We start from the raw sequence: 16,067 nt of genomic DNA on the forward strand, positions 1-16,067 counted from the left end.
GTTATGCCTACCCCACCGGTTTGGCTTGAAGGAACGCGTCATGAAACTGATCGGCATGCTGGACTCCCCTTACGTGCGCCGCGTGGCGATCTCCGCCAAACGCTTAGGGATCGACCTCGAACACGAGTCAGTCTCGGTGTTCCGCCACTTCGAGCAATTCCAGCAGATCAACCCGGTGGTCAAGGCGCCCACCCTGATCCTCGACGACGGCGTCGTCCTCATGGACTCGACCCTCATCCTCGACTACCTCGAAACCGCCTCCGGCAAAAGCCTGCTGCCGAAAGACTTGAACCAGCGCGCCCATGCCCTGCGCCTGATCGGCCTCAGCCTCGCCGCCTGCGAAAAAGCCGTGCAGCTCTACTACGAACGCAACCTGCGCCCGGCCGACATCCAGTACCAACCGTGGATCGAACGCGTCGAAGGCCAACTCGCCGCCGCCTTCAGCGCCCTCGAACACGAACTCGAAAAAACCGGCTTACCCACCGACGGCACGCTCACCCAGGCCGGCATCAGCCTCGCAGTCGCCTGGAGCTTCACCGACCTCGTCGTCCCCGACCAGATCGATGTCGCGCGCTATCCGCGTATCGCCCAATACACTGCCTACGCTGAAACGCTTGAAGCGTTCGTCAGCACGCCGATGTCCTGATCATGAGCGCACCTGAAACCGCTGCACCGGCACTGAAAGAGATCTTTAACACTGAGCGCTTGCAACACATCGCTACAGAAATGAGCGCTGTGTACCCGGCGTTTAAGGCCAAGGCGTTTTTGAAGCATGCCAATGATGGGCTGGTTGAGTTGTCGGTGATGCAGCGGATGGCGCGGGTGAGTGAAAGCCTGCATGCGGTGCTGCCGCTGAACTACGAGGATTCCCTGGATGTGCTGCGCGAACTCGCACCACGACTGAACAGTGGATTCGTCAGCATGTGCCTGCCGAACTACGTCGCCAGCTACGGCGGCCATGCGTTCGATACCTCCATGGAAGCCCTGAAGTACTTCACCACCTTCGGCTCCTCCGAATTCGCCATCCGCCACTTCCTGCGCAGCGACCTGGAACGTTCGCTGGAACGGATGCACGACTGGACCCAAGACGAAAACCACCACATCCGCCGACTCGCCAGCGAAGGCAGCCGCCCTCGCCTGCCGTGGTCGTTCCGGCTGGAAGCGGTGCAGGCTGATCCGCAGTTGGCGGCCGGAATACTGGATCGGTTGAAAGCGGATGAGAGTCTGTACGTGCGCAAGTCCGTGGCGAACCACTTGAATGACGTAACGAAGGTGCATCCCGAGTGGGTGCTCGACACGATTGAAGGCTGGTCACTGGAAAACAAACACACGGCGTGGATTGCAAAGCATGCGTTGCGCAGTTTGATCAAACAGGGGGATTTGCGGGCGTTGACGGTGATTGGGGCCGGGGGGAAACCTGAGGTCGAGTTGCTGGATGTGAAGATTGAGCCGGCAGTGGTGAGGCTGGGAGAAGCGATTACGCTGTCATTCGTGGTGAAGTCGACGGTGGCGGAAGAACAACGGTTGGTGATTGATTACGCGATTGACTATGTGAAGGCGAATGGCGGGGTTTCGGGGAAGGTTTTCAAGTTGAAGACGGTGGTGTTGCCGGGGTTTGGGAGTGTGGTGGTTGGACGGCGCCAGGTGATTAAGGATTTTACGACGCGCAAGCATTTTGCTGGGGGGCATGGGGTGAAAGTGATGGTTAATGGGGAAGTTTTGGCAGATACCGCGTTTAACATCATTGCGGGATGACGCCGTAAATAGATTTAGTGGGGCTGGAGATGGTTGAACAGGTGAGAGATCAAGGGTGGGCCAGTTTTAGCCCATATTGGGCAGCTATTCATGAAGGACTGCTAACTGTCCGAACAGGACGATGAAGTCCCAAGATTTTTTCAATAAACGGAGTCCCCCTACATGGAAGTCATCAATCATTTGCAGCCAGAAGCGTGTGCAGGCATGGAGGAAATCCGGCGCGAGATCGATGCCCTTGATCAGGCTGTCATTCAGCTGTTGGGCAAGCGCTTTCACTACGTACTCGCGGCCTCGAAGTTCAAGACCTCGGCGACTTCAGTTCGTGCACCAGAGCGGTTCAAGGCCATGCTATTAACTCGACGCGAGTGGGCAGAGGCGGAGCGCCTAAATCCGGATGCAATCGAGAAAATGTACAGCGACCTGGTGAATCACTTCATTGCAGAAGAGATGAAGCACTGGGCTGCTCAACAAGATGACACTTGAGACCAGTGGCCGGGCTGTCTGCCGTGAGGACTCGATTTCGGTCAGTCATGACAGGCAGCAATCGGCCAAAGGCAGCCGCTCACATAATGAAGCTGATATCTTTGACCTCACGGCTTTGGCTCAAGCAGAAGCCAAGAGCGATAAAATGAATGGAGGCATACCGAATGGCTACTCAGGTGGCAGCAACGTACTCACCAGATTACCAATGCATCAGACTAAAGTCTGTATTTCCCGCTTTTGCGGATCCGGAAGAACCTCAAGGCTTTCAAACTCCACATCAAACTGGTTTTTTTATCCACGAGTGGCTTCATTATCTACACAATAATTCAACAATTCATGGAGTAACTGCATACTCACACGCCGTGATACTGTGGTCAAATGTTCGGGCCATCATTGACCATAATGGCTTATGCATCGGAGATGACCACTTGCCGATTCAGGATTTTGCCGACATCCGAAAGCAATATAAACATCGTTTAGATTCTAGGGCAGCACAGAATAATAAAATAGAAGCAAGCCTTCGTTTGGATGATCTGGATTTTATTTCCTGCAAAAAGGACACGGCATATATTGAGGGAGACGAGAACTATCCGTCCACAAAGCTGCTTTGTGATGTTGTGAGCAAGGTTGATGACAAAGTTTTCAAGATAAAAATCGGCTGTCATGAAATTGTCGAATATATTGCATTTGCGCTAGAGTCGAGATTTCTGAGAAATTTGAAAGAGCTGCCCCTATCTGCTCCTATTGATCCATACCTATTGATTAATGGTCTGGCAACACTTATATCGCCAACCCTTGAAAGAGAAACAATATTGCGTTGTGCAATATTTTCACTTCAGCTTCCCGACCCTCCTTCTTACCTTGCAGGGCTACTAGATTGGTCGGAAAGAAATAAGTGCGAGCAAAAAGATCCAGATATCGAAATAACAAAAAAAGCATCCGATCATTTCAAGACAAATACGCATGTCATGAATGATCAAATTGACATGATAGAAAACATGCTGCCTTTAGATTCCCCATTTGCGCGAGCCGTCAAGCATGCTGCGAATCTAATGAAGAAAAACTACCTTTACCGGATAGATAATCCGTTTTTTGAAATTGATTTGGTAAACGAATTTTCCAGATTGGGTGGGGCTGCCATAAATGCTGCGATGGACAAACATGGTGTTGGGTTCCTTATTCAGGAGCGGGAGGGCCCAGATGATAAATTCATGCGAGACCTTATGTTTGATATATCTCTACCTCATAAACTTGACGCAGATATTACCTATGGCCGAAGAGTAGCTCAAGCCGCCTTTAGTTATGTTCTTGAATTTTTTAAAGTTGAGAATGACAAGATAAAACAGCCAGTCAGGATGCGGTGCCCTTTCTTCACATCATGTGATTCGGAGTATCGGCGCGACAATCCAAGCATATGCAGCACTGCGCCTTGGGAATCTCGAAAACTTGAGCAGTCCAAGATTTGTTATTTTGGAGAGGCTGTGATAAACACAAAACAACCGCCATCCTGCGAAGAAGGTGATCAAGAGAAGGAGAGCAAAGATGACTCGTGCAATTGAAGATAGAGCAAAACTTTACTTGCTGACCGAATTTAGGCACCCCAATTATGAGTTCCGGGGAAAAGGGGTAGGAGATAAGGGGTTTGACTTATGGTTAGACGAAAGAGGCCACGCCCCGAAAAAAGTTGAGCTGAAAGCCACCGCCGCCGCGTATCAAAGGCATAGCAATATTTTCGAGCGCTTGGTTTTCAATGCCGAAATTGAAAAACAATTGTTTGAGAGTGGCGAGTCTGTTGTCGCAAGATTGTTCATGGGATCAGCACCGCCACGCCTATTTATAGTTACTAATGCCATATTCAATACCGGGGCAAAACTTACGGTTGAGTCGCGATATGTGGTTCGAGGTAGAATTAATTATACCAGCTCAATAGTGGAGCTTGCTTAACTGCCAAATCAATGACAACTTCGATTCGTTAGGTAGTTTCCACGAAGGGCAGCTGTGGGTCGGTTAGCGACCGTTGCTCCGATTAGCCATCCTTGTCCTTCCACACGTGGAGGACTTGTCATGAACATCATTGCTACCTGCAGACGTCAGCCCTGGAACAAAGGAAACCTGGTCGGGCAGAAAACCCCACTCCGGCTGAGAGATATCTGGGCCATCCGAGTAAGGCTTCAAATTGCGGAAAGAACCCGAGATCTGGCTCTCTTCGGTCTGACCATCGACAGCAAGCTTTGAGCCTGCGACTTAACCAAGCTCCGCGTGCGCGATGTTGCTCATGGCGAGCACTTATCATTACGAGCCATGGTGATGCAGCAGAAAACGCAGCGGCCTGTGCAGTTTGAGATCACTGAGCAAACACGATCTGCTCTCGGGGCCTGGATACATCGGGCCCGGCTACGCAGCGAGGACTACCTTTTTCCTAGCCGGCTGCATACTTCAGACCATCTATCTACTCGTCAATACGCTCGTATCGTCAAAGGCTGGGTGAAAGCCGTGGGCCTTGATCCAGCCATGTATGGCACACACACAATGAGACGTACGAAGGCATCACTGATATATCGCAGGACGAAGAACCTGCGGGCGGTTCAGTTGCTGCTCGGCCATACGAAGCTGGAGAGCACTGTTCGATACCTGGGGATTGAGGTCGATGACGCCCTGGAGATGGCGGAACAGACTGAGGTTTGACCATGCATAGCGACGGTCGAAGTCAGACCGTCGCTAACCGGCCAGTAGCGGACGTTGGCAAGCGACCGCCACCGGCCAAAAACGGACACTCGAACTGAGGGCAGCTCTCGGTCAAAATCGAACATAGAGCTATCGTCTGATGCATTTACAGAAATAGGAGGTCTGCTCGCTAAAATCCAGCAGGTAAGTGCGCGACACACGCAACGCACACGGCCTATACTGACTGGTTTCGAATCTAGAGAGCTTCGCCCTAAGGGCAGCCATAGCAATCTAAAATGCCTGAATTGCTAGTACGAAATGAGAATAGGCTCCGGGCACACCGTTAGGCGACCGAAAGCTATGGCTAATGGTATGCTCCAAACACAAGGAGGATGTATGGCTCAAAAAAAAATGTTACCTGCAACCCAAACGCTTCAACAGCAACTCGACGGAGAAAGACGTCTAGTTTCCTTTGATAGCTACGATTTGAGTGTCCGTCAACTACTCGACATGTTCGAATCAGGCGAAATTGATGTACCACCCGAATACCAGAGACAATTTATTTGGGATGAAAGTAGAGAGTCTCAGCTCATTGAGTCTGTCCTACTGGGCATTCCCGTTCCAAGTTTGTTCATGGCGACGAACAGCGACTCAACTTGGGAAATTGTTGACGGAGTTCAACGGCTAGGCACGCTCGCACATTTCCTTGGAAGCTCAAAGCTGTTAAAGAAAATAAACCGCTCATCGGCATTAAAGATTGAAGAACTGGAGAAACTCTCTGCGCTGAATAACACTGTTTACAATGACCTGCCAAAATCAGTACAGCTCATGTTTTCAACCAGGCCAATGCGTGTAACAGTTCTAAATGACAAGAGCGATCAGAATGTACGCTTTGATTTATTCGAGCGACTGAATACCGGCGGCATATCTTTAACAAACCAAGAAATACGAAATTGCGTGTTTCGAGGTCCTTTTAACGAGGACATCAAAAGACTTGCGCTTGATAAAAATTTTATGGCAATGATAAACCTTAAATCAGGAGATTCTAAAAACGGAACCGCGGAAGAGCACGCTCTCCGATTTCTCGCTTTCTTTGACCAATACAAGCAATTCGACCACAGCGTGAAAGACTTTTTAAATAATTATATGCAGCACTGTGCTTTGAGGAAAATCACTCCTAGCCTTGAAAGAATATTCAAACAGACCTTTGCCCTTCTTAACAAAAATCTTCCCAAAGGCGTGGTTAGAGGTAATCGAGGTGTCACACCCGTCAACTTATTTGAGGGCATTGCCGTTGGTACAGCACTGGCAATAAAAACAGGGAAGCCTATTGCCGAGGGCAAACTCCAAGAACTCTTGGATGATCAAGACTTGCGCGTATTTACTACCGGTGCGACGAACACTAAAAAATCAGTAGTAGGTCGAATCGAATATGTTCGTGATGCTTTAGTAAATTAATGGATTAATCAATAAAATGCTTACTGCAGTCAGAGCAGAAACTACGGCACGACTTACAGAAGTTTTTCAACTGGTCGAATTAATCCGCCAACTTGAAGCTTCTCCGCCTCAACCTGACCCTGCAGAAGCGAAAATATTGCGCGGTCTATTTTGGGTGCACTTATATGCAGCACTAGAATATGCCGTGAACGCTGGAACTCAGCGCTTCCTTCAAGCGGTTGAAGCATTAAAAGTTCCACCAGAGCATTTAAATCCATGCTTTTTTAGCGTTGCTTTGGAGCCTAATTTTTCAGCTTTAAGAAATGTCGGAGAGGATAAGCGCTGGACAAAAAGAATGGAGTTTTTGGGTGCGCAATCTTCGACTACTCCAAATAAAATCAATGCCGATATTTTTGGGCTTTACCTTCAAAATATTTGGGCAGAAAAACTAGAAGCTTTGTTCGCATGCTTTGGGATAACTCAAGCAATTGTGCCCAATCCTTCATACAAACCATATATAGATGAATTGGTCTTGCACAGAAATGGCATAGCCCATGGACGGACCAGCGCATTAGGTGTTGGCTCAGCCAGGCGATCCCCCGACCTGTTAATACGATACGAAGCGATCAGCGCTACATGCAGATATCTATTTGATTGTTTGGAGCAGCACCATGTCTCTCGAGGGGTTATTCAACCCACCTGCAGAACTGCCTACCCCTAGACAAAGTACTTTTATGGCGAAATTTACCGGTTATTTCCAACACCGGATATAGAAAATATAGGTGTTATCTGAAAATGGATATGGGTGCATCAGTCAGTCATTACAGGGCAGTCATAGGTATCGAGGGTACCTCCCAAGTATTTTTATCACAACACCTTGGAAATTTTTACGACTATATCAACTGAATGAATGCTCTTTGATAATGACTGAAATTCATCTACCAAAAATAGTTAAACGAAAGCTCTTTATCGACGCAATTTAAATGGAGTTCAATTTGAGCAAGTATGCTTTTCTGGATGATCAATTTGCAAACCTTAGCAGCCTAGTAGATAGGGTTCACGAACATAAGGAGCAAAAAAAATACACTGATCGATGGAGCAGGATCTACATAGACACCTTCAAAGCTGGCGATAACAATGACGTGTACAAATGGGATTTCAGGATACACAAATCTCTTAAAGAAGTATTTACATCCGCTTGTTTCTACGAAGAATCCCTGATTTCAAAGGAATCAGGATCATGGGCATCATTTTATTTTCTGAGCTACTACTCGCTATTCCATGCGCTAATGTCTTGCGTGGTTTTACTGCCAAGCGAGTCGATTGAATCTCTATCAAAAATCACGCATAGCAAAATCATAAAGGTATTCAAATCGAACTTTTGCGATCAAAAGCCACACATCATCTCACCCGACATTGATGATGTTTTTTATATGCTAAAGTATATGCGAGAATATTATTCTTACTACATGCCAACCAATGACTTTTTATATAACTCAGATGACACTATAAAGCCAGATGAAAAGCTAATTCAGCTGATTCGCGCTTGCAGCCAGCTAGCGGGCCTGCACTCGGAGATCATTGAGAAATGTTTTTATAAGCATGGAAAAATCCATAAGGGCATACTCACGACTACCCTTCGCAATTGGTACGGAGAACTGAATTGTCCGAAGCACCCAAAAACCGGGGAACATATACTTCACTTCTCTGACCAACTAAAGATAAGTGAGACAAACCTCACCCCTGAAGTTCGATCATTCTCAATACTTCTCGAACACTTTATTGACGAATTTAGATGTTACGAAGGTGCGCAGCTTCCAAAGTTTTCCAATGGAACTTCGACTAATCCATCCAAACTTGTTTACAACATGCTGCGCTGATATGAAATACCTCTCCTCCCTTAGACCCGCTCGATTGTTTTAGAAAATTCGCTGTCCTCTTTTGGCCGATTACAGCCATTCGTGACACGCAACAATCGGCCAAGCACTCACGATGCCGTGCGGTAAACATCAAAAATCCAGTGTGCTCACGATGAGGTCAGCGCTTCCATTGATGTTGGCTGACACTACGCCATCGCGAGCAGGCTCGCTCCCACAGGGGGGATTGGTGTTTGGGGAATTGCGCTCCGCCGACACGGGGGCGGCATTTCCCTGCGTTTCACCCATTGCTGGCGTCGATAGCCCCCAGCGCGCCAATGAGGTTCTAATACCAAACCTCGGCGTAGCATCCTGTCGATGCTCATCTGCGGTAGCCGAGGGTCGGTTTCAGCGTATTAGCGCCTGATCAACTACACAGTGAGCGGACAGAGCTAAACGCCCCCTAACCTCATATCAGTGCTCACCCGCGTTTACATTCGAGGCTTTCACCCAAGCCACGGATCATCTCCATCAATGCCTTCACCCGCAGTGGCAAATTTCCGGCCGGGTAAACCGCGTGCATCTGTGGGCTCTCGCCGCTGCTGGAGGTGAGTTTGTACTCCGGACAAACCCGGCACAGGCGCCCCGCTTCCACTTCGGGCTCCGCCATCCAATCCGCCAAGCGGGCGATTCCGACGCCCGCCAGGGCTGCCTGGAATACCGCCAGGCCGGAGCTGAAACGAAATTTGGGGTGAACCCGAAAGCTGATGGCCTGCTCCTCACTGCGGAAATTCCACTCCTTGAGAATCCGTGGCGCCGTATGCAGGATCAGCGAATGCGACTCCAGTGCTTCGATGGAGTCGGGCATGCCGTTGCGCTCCAGGTAGTTGGGGCTGGCATACAGATAACGTGAGTAACTCCAGAGCGCAAAGCCGATCAATTCGCTGGATTGTGGAAACGCGCCGCGAATCGAGAAGTCCAGTTTGCTCTTGGCCGGATCGATGATCTCATCGGTGAAAATCACATCGATGTTTACGTCTGGATAACGCTCGCAGTATTGCGCGATCAACCGGGGCAATACCCCGTTTCCGAGAAACTCGGGGGCGGAAAAACGGATCCAGCCGGAGGCCAGGCCGCCGAGACCGGCCAGGTCTTCATCCACCTCACGTTGCAGATCGAGCATTTTGTACGCGTGGGGCAATAAGCATTCACCCGCTTCGGTCAAGCTCACGGCATTGGACGAGCGATTGAACAACTTGAGCCCGACACTTTCCTCCAGGGCTTGAACGGCGCGGGTCAGTGCGCTGGGAGAGCGCCCCAGAGTCCGTGCCGCGGCGACGAAGCTGCGCTTGCGAGCCACGGTCGCGAAGGCTTCAAGGTCCCCCAACATATTCAACGCCACTCTCCACCTCATTGCATTTTTCACAACGCGGCATTGCAACACAAAAAAGTCCCTTCCGTTAACCTTCCCGCTCAACCCACAAGGATTGGGCAAACAGGAGCGCAAGGACGTGTCGAAGCTGGATAAAGAAATCGGGAAAGCCGCAGCTTGTGTTGATGAAGTCATTCATGAATGGCTGGAAAAAAAATCAGTGACGTCGATCCGACGGGAGATACCGCAAATTCATCTGTCGCTCGAAGAACAACGCACACTTCAGGCCGGTCTGGCATCGCTGGACGTGACCGATAGCGCCTCGGGTATCCGCCACATGCCGGTACTGGGGCAGTTGCTGGAAAGTGTCCTGTGCATCAAGAAAATTCAGCAGCTACGCAATTTTCCAAAGTCCCGTGAAGTGGCGATGATCGTCAGGGGGCTGCCGCTGGACCCGCAACTGCCCGCCACGCCCTATGACCTGGAGCCAGGTATCGAGAACTTGTCGACTCTGGCCGGAGCTATTTTGTCCGTGCTGCAAACGCTGCAAACCCGTCCGCTGGCGTACGAGGGTGAGAGCAGCGACACCGTGTTCCGTCACGTATCGCCCAAGCACAAGCGAGAAACCGAAAAGAGCTCCTATGGCTCGCGCGCGGATCTGGACATGCATGTCGACAACCCTCACCTGCCTTTGACCTGCGAACCCGTCTCGCAGTTGTCGGCCTGTCCGGAGTACCTGTCCCTGACCGGCCTGCGCTGCGAGCTCGACGTGCCGACGCGCATCATCGCCATTGACGAGGTGCTGGCCATTCTGCCGACCTGGGTCGAAGAAGAGTTATCACGACCGAAATTCACCGTTCGCCGACCGGCCTCCTTCGGCAAACAGGGGAATGTGCTGGAAAACGTCCCCTTGCTGTACAGAAGCGCAACCGATGGCCTGTATTGCCGCTACAACAAAGCAAGTGTCGAAACGACCTGCGCCAATGCGCAGTTCGCCCTCCAACTGTTCGGCGCCGCCGCCAATCATGCCGATGTCGTGCACCACATATTGCTGCAACCAGGCGACATGCTGATCTTCAAGAACCAGCAAACCCTGCATGCCCGGGATGGGTTTACACCCCGCTACGACGGCCGTGATCGCTGGATGTTGCGCGTCTTCGGGGTCAATGATCCGGCACGCGTGATCCCGCTGGCCCCTCATCAACCCTATATAGTCAGAGCCTGATTCATGGTCGATATTGTCATCCTTTGCGTGTTCGCCTTCGCCGCCGGCCTGATCGATGCGGCGGTGGGCGGCGGCGGACTGATCCAGATTCCCGCGCTGTTCAACGTGCTGCCCACCGCTCAACCGGCGGCGCTGCTGGGTACCAATAAGGTCGCGGCCGCCTGCGGCACCGCATTCGCGGCCCGGTCCTTCGTGCGCAAGGTGGTAATCGACTGGGGTCTTGTGATCCCCGCCGCCTGTGCGGCTTTTGTCATGGCCTTCTTCGGAGCCGCCACGGTGTCGTTCGTACCCCAGTCGATGATCCGGCCGGCGGTGCTGGTGTTGATCGTACTGATGGCGATCTACACCTTCTGGAAAAAAGACTTCGGCGCCCTGCACAAACCCATGCACATCGGTACCAAGGAAAAACTGCTGGCGATCGTCATCGGCGGTGCTATCGGTTTCTACGATGGTCTGTTCGGTCCCGGCACTGGCAGCTTCCTGATCTTCCTGTTTATCCGCTGCTTCGCCTTCGACTTTCTTCATGCTTCGGCATCGGCCAAGCTAGTGAACATCGCGACCAACATAGCGGCACTGATGTTCTTCATTCCGACGGGTAACGTGCTCTATCTGATCGCAATCCCCATGGCGGCATTCAACATCCTGGGTGCGCTCACCGGCACCTGGCTGGCGGTTCATAAAGGCGTGCCCTTTGTCCGGGCTCTCTTTTTGGTGTTGCTGGTGATTCTGATCAGCAAACTGTCCTACGACCTGTTCCTGTAAACCAGAGGAAAACTACATGCACCCCATGTTCGATCGCCTCGTGGCACTACTCGATGCCCGCTCAGCCTCCTACCGGGTGTTGATGCACGATGCCGAGGGCCAGTCGGCGCGCGTCGCCGAAATCCGTGGCACCGAGCCCGGCCAAGGCGCGAAGGCCATGCTTTGCTCACTCAAGGGTCAGGCCGGCCCCTATGCACTGGTGATCCTGCCGGGCGACCAGAAGCTGGACATGAAGAAAGTCGGAGCGGCCCTGGGCGGGAAAAAAGCCGAGCTGGTAAAGGCCGAAACCGCCATGGAACTGACCGGGTGCAGGATCGGCGCCATCCCTCCCTTTGTTTTCGATGAGCGGATTCAATTGATCGTCGATCCGGCCTTGACCACACGCTACGCTGAAATAGCTTTCAACGCGGGGCAGCTGGATGCGTCGATGGTGCTCGATACGAAGGATTATCTGGCGATTGCCATGCCTCGATTGCTGGATATCAGCCAGACTTGAGCAGATGTTTTCAGGGACGGATTTATTTTCATACTTCTTAAAAAACGGATCTTGAAAATAGATCAGTCTCCTGTCCTGGGTGGCAGCCATCGCCATTAGCCAACATCAGAATATCTGGCCCACCCACGCAGAGGATGAGGCCGAAAAATGTGAGCATCGTTGCCGATAAGGAAATCGCCATGTCACCGAACAAGGCCTGTCCCGTGATCCTCTCCAGTTTTCCTGGCACCCATATTCTTCTGTTCCGCCATCCAACAGCAGGTGTCCAACTGGTAAAAGGGACAATTGAGTCAGGTGAAACTCCAGCTCAGACCGCGCTACGTGAATTGAGCGAAGAATCGGGCATAGGGGCTGCCTCGCTGGTCAGCGATATGGGCTGCTGGGATGCAGAGCATCTCGACCAGATATGGTCATTCCAACTGTGTTTCACGCAGGAATATTTGCCGCAGCAGTGGAACCATCTCACGCTCGATGACCATGGCCATAGCTTCAGCTTTTTTTGGGCTCCATTCGATAATTTACCTTATGCCGACTGCCATCCGGTCTTTCGTCGAGCATTACGGTTCCTGACTGCCAAGTTGACAGCGAAAGGGTATGTGTTGGCTCACGATCAAAGCAGAAACACGTGATCCAAACTCTGACTTGATATTCTCAGGCGGCTTTCGAGCGGCCGCATCGAGGCCAGAGAGTGTGCACGCTCATAAACTGATCGCCCTGGATCATTGACGGCGCTGTCCTCCCCCACGCCCTCATGTATACGGGCTCGGTAGACTCGAGCTACCACGACTCGGATTCGGGATCGGTTTTGCCTGATAGCGGGTCTGAAGATTGGCATCCGGCCAAGAACAATGTGCGTAGCTTTATTGGTCCACCGCTTACCAACTTCCGTAAGGAATGCCGTACTTCTCGATATAGCGCTTGGACTTTTCACTGACCGGGTATGCGTAACGCCCTTGGTTCTTGCCCTGACTAGGGCCTAACGGTTCGATCTCGGCTTTGGCTTTGCCCACTTTGACCGGACGGTGGCAGGAATCTCGAACAAATATTTGCACGACGCCTCCGGGAGCCAGGCCCAAGTAAATAGACGCGCTATAGCTGGCCTGTTCATCTGGAGTCTCAGGGCATCGCTGATTAACGGAAGCCGCCATCAGTTGTCTCGCTTCTTCGGGCACATCCACCCAAACCTGATAGGTCTGTGGCTCGACAATGGATTGCCAGCGCACGTAAATGCGTTTGGGTAGATCAGCGCCAATCACTGCTTTTGCTGCAGCTCCTACAGCGTGCCAACCTCGCGCGGATTCTTTACCGTTTTCTGGTTCCCCGCCGGCGGCCGTACCTCCTCCTGTGCGCTTGAACAGTTTGCCGTTTATGTCTTCAACGGCACTGTCCTCAACCCACACCTTCATGTAATAGGGCTCGGTAAACGCGAGTTCCCACGATTCGGATTTGGGATCGGTTTTGGCTGAAAGGGTTGCAGCAGCTTGGCAGCCGCCCATGATCAATAAGCACAGCAGTGTTAAAAGAACTTTCATTACCAAAGCTTCCAGTCAGCAACGTGTGGGTGTTGCACGCGGATCGAGTCTTCCGTCGGGGCGTTGATGTAAACAGCCCTGATGCCGCTGCCATCTCTTCGACCGAGGGGATGGTTCCAGTTGGCGGACGTGTGAATGTACTTCAGTTTCAGAAGTTGGTCTTCTTGCTCTGTGACGGTGTAGTCACCGGCCAGGAATTTATCGCATAAGGCTTGAAGCTCTGAGGGTATTGCCAGATCCGGAGTGTCTGGTATGTCGTTGAGACGAGCACCCTTTTCTTTCGCCAAACGGTGCATCACGCGCAAATACACCCTGGTCAACAGGCCGCTCACCGGGCGTTTGAGTTGAAGTGCGGCGTACACGCGCTTTTGACTTGGGCTGAGCCTGTCTTGCGGGCTATTTGGCATCGGATGCGCGTCTGGGGTCACAACTTCGAGCATGTCCGCAGGCCAGCCTTTGGCCAACCATTGGCTCTTGGCGCTAACAGCATCGCGGTAGATCGAGGTGGTAGTGACATCAGTATTCAGAGCCACGGTCAGTGTTTGCATGGGAGTGACCAGAACACATTCTTGCGCCTCTTCGAGGTATCCGCCTCCGATGTCAGAGTGCACGCCCGGAAGGGTTATTTCCAGATGATCGGCTTTGACGCGACTGAGTGCGAAGTTGGCTCGACACTCATCACGGGCGGACAATTGAACTACGTCTGAAAAAAATCGCCGGTCGAGGTAAAGCTTGACGCCCGTCGCCACGGAGCTCTTGATGTTCCCAAAATTAGACCAGCCGGCAATCGATGGGACAGTATCGAACAAGCCGATAAAGCCCATATTGATGTCGCTTTTATATTGGTCGTTGAATTTGGAACTGAAGGCTCTCGGCAAGTTGCGCAGAACGGTGCCAAGTGGTCCGCGACTGGTGCGGACTATCTCGTTGGCAAAATGGCGAGCCGCCGCCGCGCCACGACTGAATCCGAAAGTATCGAAGGTCAGGGACGTAATTTCACTTCCAGGGTTATCGATTAACACCCGACTGATAGCTTGTTGAATGATTGGAAAAGAGGATTCGACTCTTCCAGCAACACCCGTTTCTCCGCGCCCAGTGCCCGCTCCGAACGTACTATCCTCTTCTCCGGATCGTGTGCCGATACCCTCGACATAGACGACGCGCGAGGTGCTCTTTTGCGAGCCCTCGCCTACCGCCTCTGGTGTAGCGTCATATAAGTCGCTCAGTCTTTTCACATTGCTAATGTCGTTACCGTAACTGCTGTCCGGATCACTCATGTACGGCATGCAACTAGCAGGAATATCCTCAGGCGCAATCGGATGCTGCGCACCACACAGCAACCCAGCTGCCGTGTTGTTCGCATTATTTCCAGTGCCATCAAAGAACACACCAATCCGCAGCGCGATGCCGATTTTCTCAGGCTCGGGTGCGGGTTCTTTCCCGTGTTTTTCGTATTCAGCCCAACGCTGGGCGTGGATATCGACGGATTTGGCTTCTTCGTAGCGATAGTTTTTCGGGGGGTTGGGGACGTAGCCGCTCAATCCTTGATTCCTTGCTCTGATCCTTGAGAACGGCCCGAAGGGTGACAGCCGAGGCCTGGGGGCGCAAGGCGTGGCCGTGTGCCAGCGCGGTTGAGACAGTGTGATATGACGAGGGTTTCCCCTCGTCTTGGCGGAGGGCTATTTCGTGATTACGACGTTGTCCAGCGCTTGGTTTACGGCCAGTTCGCCGAGCATTACGACCTGCGCGATTCCCAGCGCAGTTTTGCGGTGGGAGATGTCCAGCATGGCGGCGAAGTTGTTGAGCATTTCGCTGGCCGAACCGAGGGTTTCGCTGGCGTTGGCTAGCAGGGATTCGGTGTCGTACTTCGGGTTGGCGAAGTACATGCGGTCAGGCTCGTTGGTGCTGGCCATGATTTGGTCGGCAGGCTTGAGGTAGTGGTCGAGGGCGCGTTCGGCGGCTTCGTGAAATTTCCTGGAATCGGGGGATTCGTAGGGGGATGTGGGGTCGGTTTCTGGCGGGTTGGGTGTTGGTTTGAACATGGTGAAACTCCTAGTTAATAAAAGGAGCCTTCACCTTCGCTACCAAACGAAGGGTGGCGGCCGTACGCGGGTTGGTAGACCGGTAACTAGGACCCGGCACACCCGAAGGTGTCCTGCGCATGGCCACCATTGAGCAGAGACCCGACGGGGTCTGCGAACGGTGCACGATGCGACTAGTTATGGCGGGCTACCAAACCCGATCACTGTTTTTCAGTGACCGACAAACGATAAAACCCGCGACCTAGACGCACAAGCCGGCGGATTCTGGCGTAGTCGTAGGCGATGGCGCAAGACGTTGTAGGGCTTGGGTCGTTACTGGAGGCTTCGTTTAAACAGCATCGGGATTGTCTGTTTATTTTGGTCTGGGATTCAGGTGGTGACTGGGCCGGCGCCATCGCTGGCAAGCCAGCTCCCACAGGGGTTTCGGCTGGTTTTGGATTTTT

16 protein-coding genes and 1 pseudogene are annotated in these 16,067 nt (G+C 52.1%); 13 read left to right on the forward strand and 4 right to left on the reverse strand.

Annotation, left to right across the window (positions count from 1 at the left end):
* The first annotated feature begins 40 nt into the window (after positions 1-40).
* From AB4P97_RS11990 to AB4P97_RS12030, 9 genes and pseudogenes are all read left to right on the forward strand, one after another.
* Positions 41-646, forward strand: a complete 606-nt coding sequence (locus tag AB4P97_RS11990) for a glutathione S-transferase (RefSeq protein ID WP_395602715.1) — start codon at positions 41-43, stop codon at positions 644-646.
* Between the two features lie 2 nt (positions 647-648).
* On the forward strand, positions 649-1,755 hold the full coding sequence (locus tag AB4P97_RS11995) for a DNA alkylation repair protein (protein WP_395602716.1): 1,107 nt from the start codon (positions 649-651) through the stop codon (positions 1,753-1,755).
* Positions 1,756-1,917: 162 nt separating this feature from the next.
* Complete coding sequence (locus AB4P97_RS12000; protein ID WP_395602717.1) at positions 1,918-2,238, forward strand: isochorismate lyase; 321 nt, start codon at positions 1,918-1,920, stop codon at positions 2,236-2,238.
* Between the two features lie 164 nt (positions 2,239-2,402).
* Positions 2,403-3,797, forward strand: coding sequence for a hypothetical protein (locus AB4P97_RS12005; RefSeq protein WP_395602718.1), 1,395 nt, complete (start codon positions 2,403-2,405; stop codon positions 3,795-3,797).
* Complete coding sequence (locus tag AB4P97_RS12010; protein WP_395602719.1) at positions 3,781-4,182, forward strand: hypothetical protein; 402 nt, start codon at positions 3,781-3,783, stop codon at positions 4,180-4,182. Before AB4P97_RS12005 ends, AB4P97_RS12010 begins: the two co-directional genes overlap by 17 nt.
* Before the next feature lie 120 nt (positions 4,183-4,302).
* Positions 4,303-4,923 (forward strand): annotated as a pseudogene (locus AB4P97_RS12015) (tyrosine-type recombinase/integrase).
* 375 nt (positions 4,924-5,298) lie between these two features.
* Positions 5,299-6,360: a DUF262 domain-containing protein gene (locus AB4P97_RS12020; RefSeq protein WP_395602720.1), complete on the forward strand. Its 1,062-nt coding sequence runs from the start codon at positions 5,299-5,301 to the stop codon at positions 6,358-6,360.
* Between the two features lie 16 nt (positions 6,361-6,376).
* Entirely contained in the window at positions 6,377-7,060 is a 684-nt protein-coding gene (locus tag AB4P97_RS12025) for an MAE_28990/MAE_18760 family HEPN-like nuclease (RefSeq protein ID WP_395602721.1), read from the forward strand.
* A 274-nt stretch (positions 7,061-7,334) separates the two neighbouring features.
* Positions 7,335-8,219 (forward strand): hypothetical protein, encoded by an 885-nt coding sequence (locus tag AB4P97_RS12030; RefSeq protein ID WP_395602722.1) that lies wholly within the window; start codon positions 7,335-7,337, stop codon positions 8,217-8,219.
* A 457-nt stretch (positions 8,220-8,676) separates the two neighbouring features.
* On the opposite strand, the gene AB4P97_RS12035 is transcribed toward AB4P97_RS12030, so the two are convergent.
* Positions 8,677-9,597, reverse strand: coding sequence for a LysR family transcriptional regulator (locus tag AB4P97_RS12035; protein WP_395602723.1), 921 nt, complete (start codon positions 9,595-9,597; stop codon positions 8,677-8,679).
* On the opposite strand from AB4P97_RS12035, the gene AB4P97_RS12040 reads away from it, so the two are divergent.
* The 4 genes from AB4P97_RS12040 (at position 9,545) to AB4P97_RS12055 (ending at position 12,679) form a co-directional block, all read left to right on the forward strand.
* The gene (locus AB4P97_RS12040; RefSeq protein ID WP_395602724.1) at positions 9,545-10,792 is read left to right on the forward strand and encodes a TauD/TfdA family dioxygenase; all 1,248 of its coding nucleotides are present in this window, start codon (positions 9,545-9,547) and stop codon (positions 10,790-10,792) included. The two genes, AB4P97_RS12035 and AB4P97_RS12040, sit on opposite strands and share 53 nt — an antisense overlap.
* 3 nt (positions 10,793-10,795) lie before the next feature.
* Positions 10,796-11,554: a sulfite exporter TauE/SafE family protein gene (locus AB4P97_RS12045; protein WP_395602725.1), complete on the forward strand. Its 759-nt coding sequence runs from the start codon at positions 10,796-10,798 to the stop codon at positions 11,552-11,554.
* 16 nt (positions 11,555-11,570) lie between these two features.
* Entirely contained in the window at positions 11,571-12,050 is a 480-nt protein-coding gene (locus AB4P97_RS12050; protein ID WP_395602726.1) for a YbaK/prolyl-tRNA synthetase associated domain-containing protein, read from the forward strand.
* 179 nt (positions 12,051-12,229) lie between these two features.
* A complete protein-coding gene (locus AB4P97_RS12055; RefSeq protein WP_261737064.1) occupies positions 12,230-12,679 on the forward strand; it encodes an NUDIX domain-containing protein in 450 nt (149 codons plus the stop codon).
* 246 nt (positions 12,680-12,925) lie between these two features.
* On the opposite strand, the gene AB4P97_RS12060 is transcribed toward AB4P97_RS12055, so the two are convergent.
* The 3 genes from AB4P97_RS12060 to AB4P97_RS12070 form a co-directional block, all read right to left on the reverse strand.
* Positions 12,926-13,582, reverse strand: coding sequence for a DUF2931 family protein (locus AB4P97_RS12060; protein WP_042559594.1), 657 nt, complete (start codon positions 13,580-13,582; stop codon positions 12,926-12,928).
* Positions 13,582-15,123, reverse strand: a complete 1,542-nt coding sequence (locus AB4P97_RS12065; RefSeq protein WP_395602727.1) for a phospholipase effector Tle1 domain-containing protein — start codon at positions 15,121-15,123, stop codon at positions 13,582-13,584. The genes AB4P97_RS12060 and AB4P97_RS12065 overlap by 1 nt, the downstream gene beginning before the upstream one ends.
* A 138-nt stretch (positions 15,124-15,261) precedes the next feature.
* The gene (locus AB4P97_RS12070) at positions 15,262-15,624 is read right to left on the reverse strand and encodes a DUF6124 family protein (RefSeq protein ID WP_042559596.1); all 363 of its coding nucleotides are present in this window, start codon (positions 15,622-15,624) and stop codon (positions 15,262-15,264) included.
* Positions 15,625-16,067: the final 443 nt, after the last annotated feature.

Origin of the sequence: Pseudomonas sp. A1230 (genome assembly GCF_044218825.1) — a bacterium.
Classification (GTDB): domain Bacteria; phylum Pseudomonadota; class Gammaproteobacteria; order Pseudomonadales; family Pseudomonadaceae; genus Aquipseudomonas; species Aquipseudomonas iridis.